16 protein-coding genes and 1 riboswitch are annotated in these 19,567 nt (G+C 46.0%); of the genes, 14 read left to right on the top strand and 2 right to left on the bottom strand.

Annotation, left to right across the window (positions count from 1 at the left end; genetic code table 11):
- Positions 1-103: 103 nt before the first annotated feature.
- The gene (gene rnb, locus J4N39_RS19720) at positions 104-2,092 is read right to left on the bottom strand and encodes an exoribonuclease II (RefSeq protein ID WP_252024094.1); all 1,989 of its coding nucleotides are present in this window, start codon (positions 2,090-2,092) and stop codon (positions 104-106) included.
- A gap of 360 nt (positions 2,093-2,452) precedes the next feature.
- Between rnb and J4N39_RS19715 the strand changes: the two genes are divergently transcribed.
- The gene (locus tag J4N39_RS19715) at positions 2,453-4,348 is read left to right on the top strand and encodes a DEAD/DEAH box helicase (protein ID WP_252024093.1); all 1,896 of its coding nucleotides are present in this window, start codon (positions 2,453-2,455) and stop codon (positions 4,346-4,348) included.
- A 244-nt stretch (positions 4,349-4,592) separates the two neighbouring features.
- Here J4N39_RS19715 and J4N39_RS19710 read toward each other — a convergent pair whose 3' ends face one another.
- Positions 4,593-6,221: a methyl-accepting chemotaxis protein gene (locus J4N39_RS19710; RefSeq protein WP_252024092.1), complete on the bottom strand. Its 1,629-nt coding sequence runs from the start codon at positions 6,219-6,221 to the stop codon at positions 4,593-4,595.
- Positions 6,222-6,924: 703 nt separating this feature from the next.
- Between J4N39_RS19710 and J4N39_RS19705 the strand changes: the two genes are divergently transcribed.
- From J4N39_RS19705 to J4N39_RS19645, 13 genes are all read left to right on the top strand, one after another.
- Positions 6,925-7,113, top strand: coding sequence for a hypothetical protein (locus J4N39_RS19705; protein WP_252024091.1), 189 nt, complete (start codon positions 6,925-6,927; stop codon positions 7,111-7,113).
- A gap of 233 nt (positions 7,114-7,346) precedes the next feature.
- On the top strand, positions 7,347-7,919 hold the full coding sequence (locus J4N39_RS19700) for a histidine phosphatase family protein (RefSeq protein ID WP_252024090.1): 573 nt from the start codon (positions 7,347-7,349) through the stop codon (positions 7,917-7,919).
- Positions 7,920-7,962: 43 nt separating this feature from the next.
- Positions 7,963-8,145: riboswitch (cobalamin riboswitch) on the top strand.
- Positions 8,146-8,276: 131 nt separating this feature from the next.
- Positions 8,277-9,383, top strand: coding sequence for a cobalt-precorrin-5B (C(1))-methyltransferase (locus J4N39_RS19695; RefSeq protein ID WP_252024088.1), 1,107 nt, complete (start codon positions 8,277-8,279; stop codon positions 9,381-9,383).
- 21 nt (positions 9,384-9,404) lie between these two features.
- Entirely contained in the window at positions 9,405-10,082 is a 678-nt protein-coding gene (locus tag J4N39_RS19690) for a precorrin-8X methylmutase (protein WP_252024086.1), read from the top strand.
- Positions 10,079-11,335, top strand: a complete 1,257-nt coding sequence (gene cbiE / locus J4N39_RS19685) for a precorrin-6y C5,15-methyltransferase (decarboxylating) subunit CbiE (protein ID WP_252024084.1) — start codon at positions 10,079-10,081, stop codon at positions 11,333-11,335. The genes J4N39_RS19690 and cbiE overlap by 4 nt, the downstream gene beginning before the upstream one ends.
- A 15-nt stretch (positions 11,336-11,350) precedes the next feature.
- Entirely contained in the window at positions 11,351-12,142 is a 792-nt protein-coding gene (gene cobI, locus J4N39_RS19680) for a precorrin-2 C(20)-methyltransferase (protein WP_252024082.1), read from the top strand.
- Positions 12,139-13,743: a cobalamin biosynthesis protein gene (locus J4N39_RS19675; RefSeq protein WP_252024080.1), complete on the top strand. Its 1,605-nt coding sequence runs from the start codon at positions 12,139-12,141 to the stop codon at positions 13,741-13,743. The genes cobI and J4N39_RS19675 overlap by 4 nt, the downstream gene beginning before the upstream one ends.
- A gap of 16 nt (positions 13,744-13,759) precedes the next feature.
- Positions 13,760-14,596: a sirohydrochlorin cobaltochelatase gene (locus J4N39_RS19670; protein WP_252024077.1), complete on the top strand. Its 837-nt coding sequence runs from the start codon at positions 13,760-13,762 to the stop codon at positions 14,594-14,596.
- Positions 14,589-15,422 carry a precorrin-3B C(17)-methyltransferase gene (cobJ, locus tag J4N39_RS19665; protein WP_252024075.1) on the top strand — a complete coding sequence of 278 codons (834 nt, stop codon included), beginning with the start codon at positions 14,589-14,591 and terminating at the stop codon, positions 15,420-15,422. Before J4N39_RS19670 ends, cobJ begins: the two co-directional genes overlap by 8 nt.
- Positions 15,419-16,192 carry a precorrin-4 C(11)-methyltransferase gene (gene cobM / locus J4N39_RS19660; RefSeq protein ID WP_252024073.1) on the top strand — a complete coding sequence of 258 codons (774 nt, stop codon included), beginning with the start codon at positions 15,419-15,421 and terminating at the stop codon, positions 16,190-16,192. The genes cobJ and cobM overlap by 4 nt, the downstream gene beginning before the upstream one ends.
- Positions 16,193-16,271: 79 nt before the next feature.
- Complete coding sequence (gene cbiB / locus J4N39_RS19655) at positions 16,272-17,222, top strand: adenosylcobinamide-phosphate synthase CbiB (RefSeq protein WP_252024071.1); 951 nt, start codon at positions 16,272-16,274, stop codon at positions 17,220-17,222.
- A gap of 2 nt (positions 17,223-17,224) precedes the next feature.
- Entirely contained in the window at positions 17,225-18,238 is a 1,014-nt protein-coding gene (gene cobD, locus J4N39_RS19650; RefSeq protein ID WP_252024069.1) for a threonine-phosphate decarboxylase CobD, read from the top strand.
- Positions 18,235-19,515 carry a cobyrinic acid a,c-diamide synthase CobB gene (locus J4N39_RS19645; protein ID WP_252024067.1) on the top strand — a complete coding sequence of 427 codons (1,281 nt, stop codon included), beginning with the start codon at positions 18,235-18,237 and terminating at the stop codon, positions 19,513-19,515. Before cobD ends, J4N39_RS19645 begins: the two co-directional genes overlap by 4 nt.
- Positions 19,516-19,567 lie beyond the last annotated feature (52 nt).

Here is a 19,567-nt window from a genome sequence, read left to right as displayed (position 1 = left end):
TTGTCAGCTAAGTTTCTGATAAATATATAAATTGATCTTGGTGCCAAATTTGGGATAAAAAAACACCCTCCGGAGAGGGTGCTATAACTTACTGATAAATATATTATTTATCTTCTTTAGTAGAGAGCTCAGCAAATATCTTAGTTGGCTTAGCTACTAGGCTTCTTGTCTCAATATTGACATCAATTAGCACGACTTCCAGTGTGTCAGCGAGCTGCCATTCAACATTTTTGTCGATAGAAATCTGGCCAGTATCTCCGTTACACTCGATGCGTTCACGGTTTTCCATAATCTGAGAGCTAGGGATAAACGCTGTTGCACCATTTTCAAGAAGGCGTACACGAGCACCAGCACGGTTTACGTCAAAAATCTCTGCGGTAAATAGCGTTTGCTCTTTAGGCGCATTGATGAAAGTGCGAGCGTAAAGCCAATCGCCTACGCTGCGTTCCGCCATCTTGTGATGTTTGCGGTGCAGCGCCATTTCTTCACCTACCGTATCATCTGGCGTTTGCACTGGCTCTTTGTCTAGAATGAGTGCTTTAAGCATACGGTGGTTGATCATATCCCCATATTTACGGATTGGAGAAGTCCAGGTTGCGTAGATCGACAAGCCCATTGCAAAGTGAGGAAGTGGCTGGTTGCCAATTTCACTGTAGGTTTGGTGTTTGCGCAGGCGGTTATCAAGGTACATGGTCTCTTGGCTAGATAGCCAGCGACGAAGCTCTGCAAACCCTTCTAGTGTTTGGATGTGTTCTTCAGTGAACGGAAGTTCACCTTGTGGGTTTACCAGCTCAACAACTTCTTTAAGCTTGTCTTCTTTGATGCCTGCGTGAGTGTTGAAAACTCCGGTACCAAATTTTTCTTGTAGCGAGCGACCTGCACAGATGTTGGCAGTGATCATCGACTCTTCAACTAGCTTGTTGGCAGTGCGACGAAGATCAGCGTGAATTGCCACAACATCATTATCTTCGCTTAGCTCGAAGCGGTAATCTGGGCGATCTGGGAACACAACTGCATTTTTTTCTCGCCAGTCACTACGGGCTTGGGCGAATTCATGTAGATCACGAACTACCTCGGCAATTTCTTCACTCGGTGTCCAAACGTCGCTTGCACCATTTTCCAGCCAGTCAGAGACATGGTCATAAGCAAGACGAGCATGTGACTTGATATTGGCTGCGAAGAACTTGATGTCGTCTCCAATCACACCATCTTTAGAAACCGTTACATTGCAGCAAAGCGCAGGGCGCACTTCACCTTCAATTAGCGAACAAAGGTTGTCTGCCAGCTCGCGAGGCAGCATTGGGATGTTACGGCCAGGTAGGTAGATGGTGAAGCCTCGTTCACGAGCAACTTTGTCCATCTCATCGTTAGGCTCAATGTAAGCCGTTGGATCGGCAATAGCGATGGTAAGCTCGAAGTCGCCGTTGTCGTTTTTCTTAGCAAACAGCGCATCGTCCATATCTTTGGTTGACTCACCGTCGATAGTGACAAATGGTGTTGCTGTCATGTCGATGCGTTCTAGGTCGGCATCGTCATTAAGCTGCCAGTTTTCAATGCCTTCAGGCTCAGAATTTGGTAGGTCATTTTGTGCCAACGTAACCCACCAAGGTGCGATTTTATCGTTAGCATCAGTAATCTTTTCAGAGATCTCGGCGAAGAACTCTTTATCACCGTTTAGCGGGTGTTTCTTTAGATGAGCGACAATCCAATCGCCTTCTTTTAGCGTTTCAGGATTCAGACCTTTCTTAGCTTTGGCTTTAAGCTGTAGCTTTTTTAAAGAAGGATGGTCAGGCACTACATTTAGACGTCCTTTGAACAGCTTAACGCGGCCGATAAAGCGCGTGATAGCTTGTTCGATAAGTTTGTCTGGCTCAGCAACTTCTTTTTCTTTCTCAGTGCGGATGATCGCTTCTACTTTGTCACCATGCATACATTTTTTCATATACGGTGGTGGAATAAAGAAAGAGGTTTTACTGTCAACTTCTAGGAAACCAAAGCCTTTATCAGTCGCTTTGATTGTGCCTTCTTTGGTTGGAAGGTTTTCTTTGATTTGCTGCTTTAATTGAGCGAGTAGTGGATTATCTTGAAACATCTTATTTGGTCACTTGAAATAGTTCGCCCACTATAATCTGCAACTTGCTTGAATACCAGTTAAAACCTACCTTTGACTAGGATAAGAGGGCGGGGCGAACCTCAACAGTTTTGTGACGCACTGATGACAAATTAGCTCAATTTGGGCGTTTGGAATTAAAATTGTGATGAAATTCAATTTTTTCTGGATTTTTTTATGCTTTTGAGGCAGAATCGCGCTCCCTTATGAAATGTCCCTAAGTGGCTTGATGCGTTTTAATACTAATCGGCATCTGAACGGAGTCAGTCAATCACATAGATTGGTACTGGAATTGGTAGAGCTCGCGGGACCTGAATTTTCTTTTAATATAGTAGGATCCCAATGTCAGATTCTGAAATGAAGTTTAGCGACTTAGCGCTGAACGAATCTATCCTGTCTGCACTTGATGCGATGGGTTTTGTCTCTCCAACTCCAATCCAGGCAGCTGCCATTCCACACCTAATGAAAGGTGTCGATGCGCTAGGTAAAGCGCAAACAGGTACAGGTAAAACTGCAGCCTTCTCTCTTCCTCTTCTTAACAAGCTAGATCTTGCACAACGCAAACCTCAAGCAATTGTTCTTGCTCCAACTCGTGAGCTAGCAATTCAGGTTGCAGCTGAGATGAAAAACCTTGGTAAGAACGTTAAAGGTCTTAAAGTTCTAGAGATCTACGGTGGTGCTTCTATCGTTGATCAAATGCGTGCGCTTAAGAGCGGTGCGCATATCGTTGTTGGTACGCCTGGTCGTGTACAAGACCTAATCAACCGCGACCGTCTGCACCTAGACGAAGTAAACACATTCGTACTAGATGAAGCGGACGAAATGCTAAACATGGGTTTCGTTGATGACGTTACTGCAATCATGGAGCACGCTCCTGAGTCTGCACAACGTGTACTATTCTCAGCGACTATGCCTCCAATGCTGAAGAAGATCGTTGATCGCTTCCTACGTGACCCAGAAACAGTAGACGTTGCTGGTAAAAACCACACTGTAGACAAAGTAGAACAGCAGTTCTGGGTTGTTAAAGGTGTTGAAAAAGATGAAGCGATGCTACGTCTTCTAGAAACTGAAGAAACCGATGCGTCAATCGTATTCGTTCGTACTCGTCAAGATACTGAGCGTCTAGCAGATTGGCTAAGCGCACGTGGCTTTAAAGCGGCTGCTCTTCACGGTGATATTCCTCAGTCTCTACGTGAGCGTACTGTTGATCACATCAAACAAGGTGTTATCGATATCCTAGTTGCAACTGACGTTGTTGCACGTGGTCTTGATGTTCCTCGTATCACTCACGTATTTAACTACGACATCCCATTCGATGTTGAGTCATACATCCACCGTATCGGTCGTACTGGCCGTGCTGGTCGTAAAGGTCGTGCGATCCTTCTTGTTCGTACTAACCAACTACGTATGCTTCGCAACATTGAGCGTGTTACTAAGTCTTCAATGGAAGAAATCCAACTTCCTCTACGTGACAAAGTAGCAGAAGCTCGTCTAGTTAAGCTTGGCGCTGAGCTAGAAGCTGAGAAAGAGCACAAAGCTCTAGATAAATTCGAAGAGCTAGTTGCAAAACTACAAGAGTCTCTAGAGATTGATGCAGCGACACTAGCAGCTATCCTGCTTAAGCGTCAGCAAGGCAAACGTCCTCTATTCTACACTGGCCCAGATCCAATGATCGAAGCTATCGAGCGTGATAAGAAGCGTCGTCAAGAGCGTCGCAACGATCGTCGTGAAGGCGGTAGCGGTTACGGCAACAAGCAAGACTGGGATACTTACCAGCTGCAAGTTGGCCGTGAGCAAGGCGTTCAGGTTAAAGACATCGTTGGTGCACTTGCAAACGAGCTTGGCCTAGTGAAAGGCTCTATCGGTGCTATCAAACTAGCTCAAGGCGAGACTTACGTTCAGCTGCCAAAAGCAATGTCTTCTGAGACTGCGAACAAGCTAAGTAAGCTACGTATCCGTCAGAAAGAAGTTGGCGCAGTAGTGTGTGACTTTGATGACTTCCGTGAGCCACGTGGTCGCCGTGATGGCGGTCGTCGTGACGGTGGTCGTCGTGATGGCGGCGGTTACCGTGGTAACCGTGATGGCGGTGGTTACCGTGGCAACCGTGAAGGCGGCCGTGGTGGTCGTGACGGTAACCGCGATGGTAACCGTGAAGGCGGTCGTCGTTTCGACCGTAACCGTGGCGGTGATCACCGTGGTAGCTACCGTGGCGAGCGTCGCAGCCGCAACGAAGATTAATCTTTGTTGTGAATGAATATGAAAGCCGGGCTGATGCCCGGTTTTTTGTGGGTGGCGTTCGGGATAGGGCTATCGGTAATAAGGATAGGGCTATCGGTAAACGGCTGTCGGTAAGCGGTATCTGCTTATTGGAGTGCCAAATGTAGGTAGTCGTGTTAGAGGATTACGTTGGCATATTGCTTGTGTAAGTCGCAGGGATAAAAAAACAGCCAGTGGGTGCACTGGCTGTTATATAGAGGGTGATTTAAACCTTGAAGGCGTTAACTAGGCCGTTAAGCTCTTGGGCCATGTTACTGAGTTGCTCACTGGACTGTGACGTTTGGTTGGTGCCGAGCTGAGTTTGTTCTGCTACCGATGAGATACTTGCAAGGCTATCGCTGATGCTGACTACCTGCTGACGCTGCTCTTCAGCAGATGTTGCAATTTCATTTGCTGTGGTTGCGAGTGTATGGATGGCAGTTTCAATGCTTTGAAGTGTTTCACCGCACTGGGTTGCTTTCTCTATTCCAAGCTCAGTCTTTTGTTCACATTCACGCATGGTTTCAACCGTCTGTTGAACACCCGCTTGTAGTGTAGTGATGATGCGTTGAATGTTGCCTGTCGATTCCTGTGTGCGCTGTGCTAGGGTTCTAACCTCATCAGCAACAACCGCAAAGCCTCGCCCCTGTTCACCGGCTCGTGCAGCCTCTATGGCGGCATTGAGCGCTAGTAAGTTAGTTTGCTCTGCGATCTGTTTAATTACATCAAGTATGTCACCGATCTGCTGAGATGAGTTTTCTAGTTCATCAGCGACCTCAACCGCTTGCTTAACGTTACTAGACACACCCATGATGGCATCGATGTTTTCTTGTACATCAGCATTACCAGATGCCACCATCTCTCTACTTTCCGTGGTTGCTGCGAGAGCGACATTCGCTTTATCCGTTACGATATCCGCTGAGTGAGCAAGGCTCTCGACACTTTCTACCACATGCAGAGTCTGCTCCTTTTGCTCTCGAATACCTTGTTGGATCTCTTGAGTCACACAAGATAGCTCCTCAGCTTGAGAGGCTAGGGAGTCGGTATTGCCATGAATTGTCACGACGACTTCCCGCAAATTTCCGTTCATTTGGTTAAAAGCCTTTGACATCGTAGATAACTCATCTCGGCCATCAGCTTTCATGTTTACAGTCAGGTCTTTTTCGCTGGCAATCAGAGACATTGTTCGAGTGATCTTACCCATTGGCTTGCTAATATTGCGTGAGATAGCACCTGCGACCAAAATCAATATAGCAACCATGGTAGCGGTGCTGACGAGTGTGGTAATTAGCTCCTTTTGGAAAGTCTCTTCGACATCCGCAAAGAAGACTCCGGTCCCCACAACCCAAGGTTGTGAGTTAGTCTTCTTCACATAAGAAATTTTATCGTCCATGGCTTTGCTGCCCGGTATAGGCCATTGGTAATCAATGAAGCCACTGCCTTGCTGTTTCGCCGTTTGCACAAATTGAGAAAAAGCAGAAGAAATGTACGGCTTGGAGTGGTTAAGCAGGTTCTGACCGTTGAGCTGTGAACTGGTTGGATGCATCAGCATGATGCCATCGATATCGTTTATCCAGAAATACCCGTGATCGCCGTAACGCATTTGTTTTATTTGGGAAATCGCCAGTCCCTTCCTCTGTTCGAGAGGTATATCCGAATTAGATAGAATGGCATCTATCTGATGAACTGCACTTTCTACGAGCGACTGCGCCGCTTCTTTACGCTCTTCAATGATTTGTTCTTTTAGGTTGTAAGCCGACATCAGCTTAGCTACTAAAATGAGCACACTGGCGAGTGCGATGATTAGGCGGATCTTCGCCGTGATTTTTAGTCGATTTAATACGGAGTTTAACATCTACTACGTTTTCCCTGTGACCGCATGATTTTAAATGAGAAAGGATATCATTTAACTATAAGTGAAATGAATATACCAGAGGCTCTTAAGATTGATGTCGCTTATGATTCTATCACTATAAATATCTGAATAATATTTGTTTTGTTTGGCTTGATTTATATGTAACTGCATGTTTCATAAATCCTATATGAAAAAATTCCTGGTTACTTTTTGTGCGGTTTGTGGTTTTGTGTGAGTATGCAATTAATTTCTTTATCAGCTCAATAGCTCATTAGTTCTATTTTATTTAATAGGACTATCTTGAACAGATTTGACTAACAAGGAGAGTGACTTATGGGATTGCATGTGGTTTCTCTTAACTCAGTCGCTGACACTTATCTGACATAGCTGTCATAGTGATGACAAAGTTAGATAAGTTTTTAATTTGGCTCACAATAATTTACTGATTAAGGAAAATATTTTTGTGTTAATGAAGTGTTGCTTTTGCAAGTGCATTAACCTGGCTGCTGGGGGAATATTCAACAAAAACACGCTTGGGTGCATAAATATTCATCAGATTTGTTTGGCTCAAAAATGCAGTTGTTATCGATCTGTTTCATTAGAAAAACTTATCCGAAAAGAGAGAATTTGTCACTATTTGCAGCAGATGTTTAAGCCTATTATTGATCCCAACAAAACATTAAATTGAATTTGCGAGGCAATCATGTCACAGGTAATGCAACTAAACACAATCGCAGCTCCAGCGGCTATGGACAAAAAAGCTTACGCTGTTAACTTCAAAGGATTGATTGCTCACTTATTGGATATCTTGTTCGTAAGTGAAACTGAAAAAACCTATAACATCAATGACCTATCGTCACACATGCAACGTGACCTTGGTATGCACCGTTAAGGTTTAGTAGCGAACATTATTAAGAAGCAGCGAAGATTTTTTCTTCGCTGCTTTTTTTTTGCTTGAATTTTGCGGCAGAATTTGAGTTATCTAAACAATTGTTTAAAATTGCGAATGGAGTCTCAGTTTGTAGGTATACAAAACTGGCCAGATCCACATTGACCGTAGGCTATCATCTGCGAGCAGTATCATTGATTAGAGTTTTTGCTCGTTTAGAACACTTATAGTACGTCATGCCTACATCAAAACTTATTCTCATTCGCCACGCAAAAACCGCTTGGAATCAGTCCAACAGACTGCATGGCCAACTCGATTGTCCCATTCTTAGTTCTGAATACATTGTTCTAGACCATCTAGCGACTGATCTTTTATCTCGTTATGGTAGACCAGACTTGGTGATTACCAGTGATTTAGGAAGAGCGGTTTCTTCTGCAAATCGAATGGCATCATTATGTGATGCTGTCTCTTTGACGAATCCATTGCTTCGTGAACGCTTCTTAGGACAGTTACAAGGGGTAGAACTTGTAACTGCCAAACGGTTGAGATATGCGAATCGATTTGAAAAGCCGTTGCAGGGAGAGTTTGGGGAAGAAGTGGAATCGGACTATGCGCAGCGAATCTATACCTTTCTAAAACAGTTGTGTAGTGATAAGCAATCCCAAACTGTATGGGTGGTAACCCATGGTGAATGGATTAGGGCGGCAATGAATATATTGAGTGGTCGGCCTTCCTGGCACCAAGGTATAGGTGTCATTGATAATAGCACTTATGTCGAAATTGACGTTTGTAGTGAAACCTTTTCTTGATACAATGACCCCATAAAAGATAAGTATAACGGTTACTTATCGACACCTAGACAATATAAGCAGTTCATCTAGCGATGACTCTGTTGAGCAGGGAATCAGGTGAGAGGCCTGAACTGTACCCGCATCTGTATGTGATGAGTTAAAACATTGCCACTAAGTTATCTTGGGAAGGCGTTTTAGCACTTTAGTCACCAGTCAGAATACCTGCTGCTTATTACACTCTTTCGAATGCAGAGCGGGATTACTCATTGCAGGATACTAGCGCCTATTTCGGTGCTATTTGCGGTATTCGAAAACAAATTGGATTGGTTTTCGAATAGATGCATACCCCTTATTCGCTTTATCTTGGTGGGCTCTATGGTCACTAAGGTTAAACGCTCCAAATCACCCAGTGAGATGCGAACCGGCTATACCACGGGCGCTTGCGCGGCAGCTGCCGCTTGTGCAGCAACACGGCTGCTACTTGGAGCGGTGCATTTCAAAGATATTGAAATCGTGCTCCCCAATCGGGATAACGCTCGATTTACTCTTCATAAGCTGGAAATGGCAGCGAAAACAGCGATTGCTTCGGTTATCAAAGATGCTGGTGATGACCCTGATTGCACCCACGGCGCAGAGATCATTGCGTCTGTGTCATTTAGCCAATCGCAAGACATCAATATCGATGGGGGCGAAGGCGTTGCTAAGGTAACACTCCCCGGCCTAGAGCTGCCTGTTGGTTTTGCCGCTATCAACCCTGTACCTCGTCGCAATATCACCGACATGGTGAAGCGAGAGATGGATGAGGTGGGTTATCACGGCGGTCTTGATGTGTTGATCAGCGTGCCTCAAGGTCAAGAAATGGCAAAGCAAACCATCGGTGAGCGACTGGGATTAATTGGTGGCATCTCAATACTCGGCACCCGAGGTACGGTAAAGCCTTACTCAACATCTGCTTATGCATCCTCGGTTAAGCAGACGATTCAGATCGCCAAACAAAATGGCCAGCAGCACGCAGTATTAACCACGGGTACTCGGTCTGAGCAATCTGCTATCGCCATGTTTCCACAGCTTGCTTCACTTTGTTTTGTTCAAGCGGGTGATTTTATTGGTGTCGGGCTGAGAGCAGCCAAACGTTATCAACTCGAACGAGTCACCATCGTAGCCATGATAGGTAAACTCGGCAAATTGGTGGCGGGCCATATGATGACGCATGTTTCGGGTAAAGCGATTGACTTTACCCTATTGGCCGATATTGCAACTCAAACGGGTTGCGACCATGAATTCATTCAGGCGGTATCTCAAGCCAATACGGGACGTCACGTTCTCGATCTCTGGAAGCAAAACCCAACCTCTAACTACCTCGTTGCCTTATGTAGGCACGCTCAAAATCACGCCCAAAACTATATCGATCATCAATTGGAAGTCGAAGTTCGATTGATAGATTTCGACGGTAAGTTGCTTGCTAGTTCAAGCATGACTTAAACCGTTTTAAGGAGAAAAATAATGGAAACCATGAAGCAAATGACTCAGCAAGGTCGCCAAATAGAGGAGGATTCTTTCTCGATCATTGACCGAGAAATGAACGAACTCCACGGTGGTCACAGTTATAGCTCTGAGCAGTGGCAAATTGTGCGTCGCGCGATTCATACCACAGGTGATTTTGAATACGGTCAGCTGTTTCGGTTTAGTGAGGACGCTCTCTCAAGTGCGATTGACGCCCTCACAAAGGGAGCAAACATCATCACTGATGTGACCATGATAGTGTCGGGCCTAAGTAAACCAAGGCTCAACCACTTTGGGAATCACGCCCGCTGCTTTATTAGTGATGCCAGTGTGATTGAACAAGCTAAAGCGGCAGGCGAAACCCGAGCCATTCACGCTATGCGCTACGCCCGAGACCAGGGAATTTTAGATGGCGCGATTATTGGTGTTGGTAATGCGCCGACTGCGCTACTAGAGCTTTTAGAGATGGTGGAGCGTGGCGAAGTGAAGCCAGCACTTATTATCGGTATTCCAGTCGGGTTTGTCAGAGCCGATGAATCTAAGGATTTGCTATCTAAACAATCTAAGGTGCCATTTATCGCCAGCCTCGGGCGCAAAGGGGGTAGTCCACTCGTGGTATCGACAATTCATGCGTTGTTGGCACTTGCTGTAAGTTCGGATAAGGACAAAGTGCAATGACAGTGTTGGTCACCGTGGTAGGCGTGCCAGAAGATGGATGCGTAAGTTTGAATAGTCGCGCTGTTGCCGTGGTCGAAGGCTCCAGAGTGTTGGCTGGTCACGAGCGTCTTATGCATTGGTTTCCCCAGTGTGATCAAAAGCGTCTGAGCTATGAGTCGGGTTATCAAAACTGGTTTAACTCAGTGGTTGATGAAGCAGAAGAAGGAAACGTTGTGGTATTGGCCTCAGGCGATCCACTATTTTTCGGTATTACGCAGGCTTTGATTAAACGGCTAGGCGCAAATTCGGTGAGAACAATTGCTTCGCCAAGTTCTATGCAATTGGCTTGTGCAGAGATTGGCGTGAGCTGGCAGGACATGAAAGCCATCTCTCTTCATGGACGTCATAAAGATCAAATCAAGGGATTGGTCAGTCAAATGCAGCAGGGAGACAAGTTTTGCCTGCTCACCGACAGCAATAACACACCGCAAAAGATTGCTAATCATCTAAAGCGATTTAGTCAGGGCCATTGGCAAATATGGGTGGCTGAAAACTTAGGGGCAGCTGACCAGCGAGTTCGCGAATTCAAGGTTGATCAATTGTGTGAGCAAGATATTCCGTTCGCCGCACTAAACGTACTGGTTCTAATTCGAACCCAAGAAAGTTATTGGGGTGGCTTCGGACGTTTTGCGGATGATGAAGATTTCGAAAAACGTATGCCTAAGCGAGGGTTAATTACCAAGCAATCGGTTCGACACGTCGCACTAGGGGAGCTCAAACTAGAACCTCACCACATCGTTTGGGATATTGGTACTGGGTCGGGCTCCATAGCAATTGAATCAGCTAAGCAATGCCCATTAGGCTCAGTGTTTACCCTAGAGTCTAATGCAGATTGTTACTCTTCTATTCAAGCCAATATACAAGCACATGCGACTGATAACGTCACGTTAATCCCTTCCAAAGCACCACAAGGCCTTGAAGCACTGCCGACGCCAGACAGTGTCTTTGTTGGTGGAAGTCGGGGTGAGATGAACATTATTCTTGACCACTGTTGGCAAGCGTTAATTAGCGGAGGTCGAATTGTGGTGAGTGCGGTGACACTTGAGTCAGTCAGCGAAATTCTTACTTGGGCAAAGCTCAACCAAAGGACGTTTAAAGTTCAGCAAATTGCAGTATCTCAAGGCGTCCCGTTAGCAAGTTATACCCGCTATCAAGCGGAAAACCCAATCCATCTATTCACATTTAAAAAATCCACCACAGATAACAATAAATAAAGAGAAATAAGCAGCATGCAATTAGGAAAAATGTACGCCGTTGGCGTTGGTACAGGTGATAGTGAACTCCTGACATTGAAAGCGGTTAGGGTGCTTAAAAACGTTGATTTTGTCGCCTTTCCTGAGAAAGATAAAGGCAGCCACCACTCGTTTGCTAAACAGATCGTGAGTGGCGTTGTGGATGAACAAGAATACCAAGGTTCATTGATCTATTTGCACTTTCCGATGACGAAAGACCCGAACATCAATGTGCCTGCGTGGAAGGCAGCAGCAGATGAGTTGGCGGCCTACTTAAAGCAAGGCAAAGACGTAGCTTTTGCCACTGAAGGAGACCCGTCGGTCTACAGCACTTGGGCATACTTACAAGAAGAATTGCTTGAGTTATTGCCGGAGCTTGAGTGCGAAATTATTCCCGGCATCACTTCGGTCACGGCGATCCCTTCCCAGACCCAAATCCCCTTAGCTGATGGACAAGAACGCTTTTGTGTTGTACCAGCCACTTGGGGCATTACGTGCTTAGATCGACTGGTTGAAGAGTTCGACACCATTATGTTGATCAAAGCTGGGCGAGTGATTCCAAAGCTTACTGAACAGTTGACTAAGTTAGGCTTACTCCACTGCGCAACGTATGTATCTCATGCTACTACCGATAAGCAAGAGGTCTATTCAGACCTTCGCCAAGTGCCACAAGAGAACCGTTACTTCTCGATGGTTCAAATCTCGATTCGTAAGCGTAAGGGCGTACTTGGAGGGCAATCAACGCCGCAGCAATGTGAAACATTGATTTCTACTAAGGCGATCGCATGAAGATAGCCATCTATGCGATTACTTTAAACGGCGCTAAGCAGGCCAACCGTCTTGCTAAAGCGTTTCCATTTGCTGATGTTTATGTGGCGAATGTGGGACGAGATGAATGTCCTGACGCACAAAGCTTGCCATTACCACTGTCTGAATTTTTGCCGAGCAAGTTTAAGCAATATGACCACCATATTTGTTTGTTTGCTGCCGGAATAGTGACACGAATGCTCGCCCCTTTGCTTGAAGACAAACGCAGCGATCCCGGCGTGCTTTGTGTTGACGACCATGGCCAGTTTGTTGTGCCAATGCTGTCTGGTCATCGTGGCGGTGCGAATGCGCTCGCCCATCGAGTCGCAAAAGTGCTTTCGGCAACACCAGTCGTCACCACCGCCTCAGACGTTGCAGGCACGATTTCGGTTGATTTGCTCGGTGCACCATTTGGTTGGCAGTTAGACCCAAGATGCGAACAAGCGATCACCAAGGTGAGTGCGGCCGTGGTGAATGAGCAGCCTGTATTGGTTGCTCAACATTGTGGTGAACCAACGTGGTGGGCTGAGAAAAAAGCCATGCCGAGCAATATCGTATCAACCAACGAGCCTGATCTTAGCAAGCTGAGTTGCGATGATTGGCAAGGCATGGTTCTGGTGAGCGATCAGAAAGAGCCGCAAGGATTTGACGATTGGGAAAGTAAGTCAGTACTTTGGCGTCCAAAAACTCTTGTTCTCGGTGTGGGTTGTGACCGCAATACGCCTGCACATGTTATCGCTACGGGCATCACTCAATTCTTAGAGCAGTTTAACTTATCGCGAATGAGCATTGAGCAGTTGGTAAGTATCGACCTAAAAGCCGACGAACAAGGCTTGCTTGAATATGCTCAAGCGTCTCAAATCCCTTTTTCTACTTTTGCACCTAGTGAATTGGATGGATTAGAAGGCATTGAGAATCCATCTGATTACGTTAAGAAGGTGACTGGTGTTTCTTCAGTTGCAGAAGCAGCGGCATTAAAGGCGTCACAACGTAACAAATTACTGGCTGCAAAGTGGAAATTTAAACTCGACGGCTACAACATGACCTTAGCGTGTTGTCGTAAAGCTTATGAAGAGCCTTTAGCCAGCAAAAAGTGGAAGCATTGGTTAGGTGAGAAAAGTGTCATCAATGCTCATGGCAGTGAAGTGGTGACTGGGTACCAATGCAAACCGAAACACGTCGACCTTAATCGACCAATGCTATATCACCGTTATCACTTGTTGATTTGTGAAGGGGCTCGATGTGCTCAGCAGGGCAGCCGCAATCTTGCACACGAATTACGCCAGATATTGAAATCCATGGGTTTAGATAAAGGTGAGCACCGCATCAAAATCAGCCGAACTCACTGTGCAGGTTCGTGTCGCAACCGAGCGGCTATGGTGGTTTATCAGCCAAGCCGAAACATCGAACAAACCACAACTGATACGTTAACCAACAACGGAATTTGGGTTCGAGGCATCGATCAGTTTAGTGAGAGCCAGTGGAGGGCATTGTTTGAATGCCTAAAGCAAAAACAACCTCTTCAATCGCATTTAGCGCCAGAATTCATAGCGCCTATCGAAAATAAACCAGAATCCATATAATTTCAGGAAGTTATAAATGAAAAGACTACGTCATTACAATCAAGGAACGGCCATTGTATTAAGCTGTTTTGGTTCGGTCGTTGAGCAGCAACGCTATCGCAGGCTGCAAGATCATGTGCAATCTCAGTACCCAGATACACATGTGCGTATTGCTACTAGCTCTAAGATGGTGATCAAAAAACTGAAAAAGCAGGGGGAGGCGTGTCAATCATTGCCTCAAGTGATGGCCGATCTTGATACCCAAGGCTTTGAGCGCATCTTGGTGGTTTCTGTGTACCTATTCCCAACGGATGAACACCTCTACCTGACCAAGATCGTTGATGGTTTCAAGCAATTTTCACTTTCAAAAATTGAACAGACGCCAGCCATTATGCACCACAGCCAATTGGCAACCAATCTTCTTGGGGCACTTCATCAACGCTTTGATGATGGAGAAAGCTGTAACCTGTTTGTTCACCACGGTGCGCCGCTTTTAGACAATCCAGGTCATCAAGCACTTTCTTATGCTGACTGTTTGTTGACAAAGCTTTGTGACCGCAATTTTACCTGCTCACTTGAAGGCGCATGGCCGTTTAGCTTGCTTAAACCTCAACTGATCAAAAAGATGCAAACAAATACTCAAAGTAACAAAGTAAAAATTATCCCGCTGCTACTGGTCTCGGGTAATCACTTTGTCAACGATATGCAGCAGATAAAAGGCGATTTAGACGAAGCCTTTGACGTGAGCATCGCTGAGCCAATCCAAGGTGATAAATTCTGTATGCTGGATATGCCAGAGTTGGAAGCCATCATCGACAAGCAGATCCGTGAAGGACTGATTCGTTTAAGTGCCCCTGAGGTGACAAATGGCTAAGTTAAGTCTTGTAGGGCTAGGCCCAGGCAGTTTGGAGCTTGTTACGCCAGCGGCAAAAAGTGCCATCGTTAACGCAGATGTCGTGGCAGGCTACAAAGCTTATGTCGCATTGGTGGCTGAATGGATAACAGAGCAAGAAGTGATTCAAAGTGGCATGACACGAGAGTGGGATAGAGCAAAGCAAGCCTTGGATGCTGCCGTAGCAGGTAGCAATGTCGCTTTAGTTTGCTCTGGGGATGCAGGCATGTATGCCATGGCGCCGTTAGTTCTAGAACTTTTAGAACAGAACCCTCAGGCAAGAGAGGTGATCACGCTGGAAATTATACCGGGTATCACTGCCGCTAACTCTTGTGCGTCTCTCGTCGGAGCACCATTGGGACATGATAGCTGCACGATTTCTCTATCAGATCTGCTTACACCATGGGAGGTGATATGCAAGCGTATTGAAGCCGCTGCTATGGCAGACTTTGCTATCACTTTCTATAACCCACGCTCGAAAAAGCGTACCGAGCACATCAAAACTGCCCAGAAAATTTTGCTAGAGCATCGACGTGCGGATACACCAGTCGCAGTGGTCAATGCGGCATACCGAGACGAGCAACAAGTGATGCTTTCTACGCTCGATTCGTTTACCGAGTTAGAGTTCGGGATGAATGCTGCGGTGATAGTTGGTAACAGCAGTAGCTACCGCCTTAAAGACTGGATTGTTACTCCCCGAGGCTACACCAACAAATATCAATTGCAGGATGGAGAGGTATTAGAGGGCCAAAAAAGAGGGCATTCACTTCAAATTCATGATTCAGAGAATAACGAGGTGAGCGTATGACAGTTTACTTTATTGGTGCAGGTCCCGGCGACCCAGACCTAATTACTATTAAAGGTGCTCGCCTAATTGAGTCGTGCCCAGTGGTGGTCTATGCGGGAAGTTTGGTGCCAAAAGCCGTGATTGAACGTGCTGACAAGAATGCCAAAGTTTATAACTCTGCCGACATGGATCTTGAGCAGTTAACCGAGGTTTATCAAGCGGCTTTTGAAGCCAATCAAGATGTTGCTAGGGTGCAAACTGGTGATTTGTCTATCTACAGTTCTTTGGCTGAGCAAACTCGTCAATTAGATGCCTTAGGCATTGATTGGAAAGTGATACCTGGAGTTTCATCTTTTCAGGCTTCAGCTGCGGCACTTGGACAAGAACTGACGTTACCTGAAAAGTGCCAGACCATCATTTTGAGCCGTGCCTCTGGTCGTACGCCAGTACCTGAAAAAGAGAACTTAAAATCTTTGGCAGCGCATGAAGCGACCTTGTGTCTATTTTTGAGTGCTACGTTAATTCGAAAAGTGGTCAGAGAGCTTTCGGAAGTTTACCCACAAGATTGGCCTGTTGCGGTGGTGGAGAAAGCATCCCATCCCGAGCAGCGGATCATAAAAGGCACACTCGAAACGATTGCACAACAAATGCATGAGGCAGGGATCCGTTCTACAGCGATGATAATCGTCAGCAAGGTGTTGGGCGAAAAAGATTTCGTCGACTCCAAGTTGTATGATCCGACGTTTTCACACGCTTGTCGTAAAGCAAGAGTGATCGAAAGCTCTGAATAGGGCCTAGTGCTTCTCCCTTTTCTAAGCGGCCGGCGAACCGACGGAGGTTGGGAGGGGTTCTGACTAAGGACATTAAAAATTGATATTCGAAAGTAACTCATTTTTAGCGTTAGTCATCATGTTAGTCGCAGCGCTATTGCTTGATGCACTTTTGGGCGAGCCTAAGAAGTATCATCCTTTGATTGGTTTCGGTAACTTCGCCTCTTATATTGAAAGGTTACTAACCGTTAAAGAGCGGACTAAATCGCTAGGATTGATCGCTTGGCTACTCGCTGTTGTGCCGATAACGCTTGGATCATGGGTGTTTTTTCAAGCGCTCGAACAGAGTAGCGTTGTTTTCTATTGGCTCAGTTCAACCGTTGCATTATATCTATGCATTGGTGGAAAGAGCCTCACTCAGCACGCTCGTTGGATCTCTACGCCAATGCTTGTTGGTGATATGGACGAGGCAAGAGAGAAAGTCGGTTGGATAGTGAGTCGCAATACTGCTGACATGGATGAATATCAGATCACATCTGCCACGGTGGAATCGGTACTGGAAAATAGCAATGACGCCGTATTTGGCGCACTGTTTTGGTTTTTGGTGGCTGGAGCACCAGGAGCGATACTGTTTCGCTTGGCAAACACGCTAGATGCGATGTGGGGTTATAAAAACGCCAAATACCAAAGCTTTGGCTATTGTGCGGCTAAGTTAGACGACATTTTGGGAGCTATTCCCGCAAGGCTGACGGCGATGACCTTTGTCGCAGTGGGGGAGTCAAAGTCAGCCATTGCTTGTTGGCGCTCTCAAGCGCATTTATGTGCCAGCCCGAATGGAGGACCAGTAATGTGCTCAGGTGCTGGTGCGCTTAGAGTTCGAATTGGTGGGCCTGCAGTTTATTTCGGTGAACTCAAAGACAAAATTTTCATGGGCGAGGGAGAGCTGGCTTGCGCAGGGGACATCGAAAGAGCCATTACATTGGTTCAGCGTAGCTATCTTCTGTGGTGCACAGTTTTGCTCGCTCTTGCTGCAGTTGTTACAGGAACTTAGACATGCTTAATCATGGCGGTAAGCTTTTAGAGTTTGCTAACCGATATCAAATCCCAGCGGGTGACTGGCTGGATCTTTCGACTGGGGTAAGCCCCATCACTTACCCAGTTCCAGAGATTCCCGAAACCGTGTGGAATCGTCTGCCTGAAGACGATGATGGTTTAGAGCTGGCGGCTGCCAATTATTATTGCAGTGACCAACTTTTGCCTATTGCAGGAAGCCAAGCGGCGATTCAAGCGCTGCCAGAGTTGATTGCAACAGAGCATGAAAGCCTTCACGTCCTTCTACCATCTGTGGGTTATAAAGAGCATCAACATGCTTGGCAGATGTGTAAAAACACCCATTGTGAATTTTATCAAGTTGAGCCCTCGGCCGAGCAGTTGGCAACTGCCGATGTAGTGCTGGTAATTAATCCGAATAATCCATCTACGCATAAAATTGATGCGAGAGAGCTTGAACATTGGCGAAAATCGTTAAAGCCCGATGCGTTGTTAGTTGTTGATGAAGCCTTTATGGACATGACACCTCAGGCGTCGTTACTCAAATTACATGGCAATAATATTCCAGACAATTTGATTGTCTTGAGATCGCTTGGCAAGTTTTTCGGACTGGCAGGACTCAGAGTAGGTTTCATGTTTGCCTCGTTGCGCTGGAGAGAAGCGTTAAAAACGATCCTTGGCCCTTGGGCGGTGTCTGGCCCTGCTCGATACGTTGCCAAACACGCTCTGAAGAATAAATCATGGCAAGACTCGAATCGCAGAACACTGATTGGTCTGAGTGAGCGCATGGGGGATCTACTTAGCCAATATTTTCCGCACTCTGAAGTAACTGGTCAGGCACTATTTTGGCGGGTGGGCAGTGTTCAGGCAAAAGAACTACATCACGGGTTAGCACAGCAAGGTGTTTTAGTACGCCTGACCGATGAACAAGACGCATTGAGGTTCGGTTTACCTCAATCTGAAGCCCATTGGCAGCAGTTAGAACAAGCACTACAAAATCTAGGAGAAAGACAATGAGTACCGCCTATTGCCCAGCGTTGGTTGTTGCAGCCCCTTCATCAGGAAGCGGGAAAACAACCGTGGTAGCAGCGCTAGCACGTTCGTTAGTCAATAAAGGCTTGAAAGTACGAGTTTTTAAAACTGGCCCTGATTTTATTGACCCACAATTTCTATCTGCGGCGAGTAAAGCGCCAGTTTATCAACTTGATCTATGGATGTGTGGAGAACAAGAATGTCGCCGCCGTCTCTATCAAGCGGCACAAGAAGCTGACCTGATCTTAATAGAAGGTGTGATGGGGATGTTTGATGGACAATGCTCTAGTGCCGGCATTGCTGCGAAATTCGATCTGCCCGTGCTAGCGGTGGTAGATGCAGGGGCCATGGCTCAAACATTTGGAGCTTTGGTTCACGGTTTAGCTACCTATCGAGATGATGTTGACTTGTATGGCGTGATTGCCAACCGTGTTGGCTCGCAAGGACATGCAGAAATGCTTAAAGAGAGTATTTTGGGGGACGTGGAGTTTTGTGGATGGCTACCTAAAAACTCAGACATGACCCTTCCAGAACGCCATTTAGGACTCGTACAAGCCCAAGAACTCGATGATTTAGAACAAAGGTTAGACCATGCCGCTGAAACCTTAGCTAATAGTACAAATTTTAAACTTCCAGCAGCCAAGCCGTTTAATAGCGTTGAGCCTTTACCCACTGATAGTTCATTAGCAGGCAAAACGATTGCTGTAGCAAAGGATGAGAGCTTTGCTTTTATCTATCAAGCCAATATAGAAACTCTTGAATCGCTTGGGGCGAAAATTAGTTACTTTTCCCCTATAGCAGGAGACCCGTTGCCGACTTGTGATGGCTTGTACCTACCTGGAGGGTATCCAGAGCTTCATCTAGAGGTATTGTCTGGACTAAGCCAATTACACCTACAAATTAAGGCGCATATAGAAGCAGGCAAACCTTGTGTTGCCGAATGCGGTGGGATGCTGTTTTTAGGTCAGTCGCTTATGGACATAGATGGTAATACTCAACCAATGTGTGGTGCATTAAATATTCGTGGACAGATGCAATCACAGCTTGCTGCGCTGGGCATTGTTGAAGCCGATATTGAAGGTAAATTGATACGCGGACATACGTTTCATTATTCGGTCGCACAAAGTGAAGAAGAGGTTATCGCAACTTCAATATCCCAGCGAGGCAAACAAAGTGATGTGGTTTGGCGTTATAAAAATTGCATTGCCTCGTATGTGCATTGGTACTTTGATCAAGAAAACTGCATAGCGCTATTTAGCTAGTGGCTAGTTATAACTGAACCAACGCAAAACGACGAACGCATTTGCCATTCCA

Source organism: Vibrio sp. SCSIO 43136 (assembly GCF_023716565.1).
Classification (GTDB): domain Bacteria; phylum Pseudomonadota; class Gammaproteobacteria; order Enterobacterales; family Vibrionaceae; genus Vibrio.
Note: the sequence above shows the minus strand (reverse complement) of the source record. Positions and strands in the feature narration are given on the sequence as shown.

Coding starts and splice junctions, on each gene's coding strand:
- J4N39_RS19675 (WP_252024080.1), top strand. CDS start 12,139: ATGAAGATAGCCATCTATGCGATTACTTTAAACGGCGCTAAGCAGGCC.
- cobM (WP_252024073.1), top strand. CDS start 15,419: ATGACAGTTTACTTTATTGGTGCAGGTCCCGGCGACCCAGACCTAATT.
- cobD (WP_252024069.1), top strand. CDS start 17,225: ATGCTTAATCATGGCGGTAAGCTTTTAGAGTTTGCTAACCGATATCAA.
- J4N39_RS19700 (WP_252024090.1), top strand. CDS start 7,347: ATGCCTACATCAAAACTTATTCTCATTCGCCACGCAAAAACCGCTTGG.
- J4N39_RS19705 (WP_252024091.1), top strand. CDS start 6,925: ATGTCACAGGTAATGCAACTAAACACAATCGCAGCTCCAGCGGCTATG.
- J4N39_RS19670 (WP_252024077.1), top strand. CDS start 13,760: ATGAAAAGACTACGTCATTACAATCAAGGAACGGCCATTGTATTAAGC.
- J4N39_RS19710 (WP_252024092.1), bottom strand. CDS start 6,221: ATGTTAAACTCCGTATTAAATCGACTAAAAATCACGGCGAAGATCCGC.
- cbiE (WP_252024084.1), top strand. CDS start 10,079: ATGACAGTGTTGGTCACCGTGGTAGGCGTGCCAGAAGATGGATGCGTA.
- J4N39_RS19690 (WP_252024086.1), top strand. CDS start 9,405: ATGGAAACCATGAAGCAAATGACTCAGCAAGGTCGCCAAATAGAGGAG.
- cobI (WP_252024082.1), top strand. CDS start 11,351: ATGCAATTAGGAAAAATGTACGCCGTTGGCGTTGGTACAGGTGATAGT.
- J4N39_RS19715 (WP_252024093.1), top strand. CDS start 2,453: ATGTCAGATTCTGAAATGAAGTTTAGCGACTTAGCGCTGAACGAATCT.
- rnb (WP_252024094.1), bottom strand. CDS start 2,092: ATGTTTCAAGATAATCCACTACTCGCTCAATTAAAGCAGCAAATCAAA.
- J4N39_RS19645 (WP_252024067.1), top strand. CDS start 18,235: ATGAGTACCGCCTATTGCCCAGCGTTGGTTGTTGCAGCCCCTTCATCA.
- J4N39_RS19695 (WP_252024088.1), top strand. CDS start 8,277: ATGGTCACTAAGGTTAAACGCTCCAAATCACCCAGTGAGATGCGAACC.
- cobJ (WP_252024075.1), top strand. CDS start 14,589: ATGGCTAAGTTAAGTCTTGTAGGGCTAGGCCCAGGCAGTTTGGAGCTT.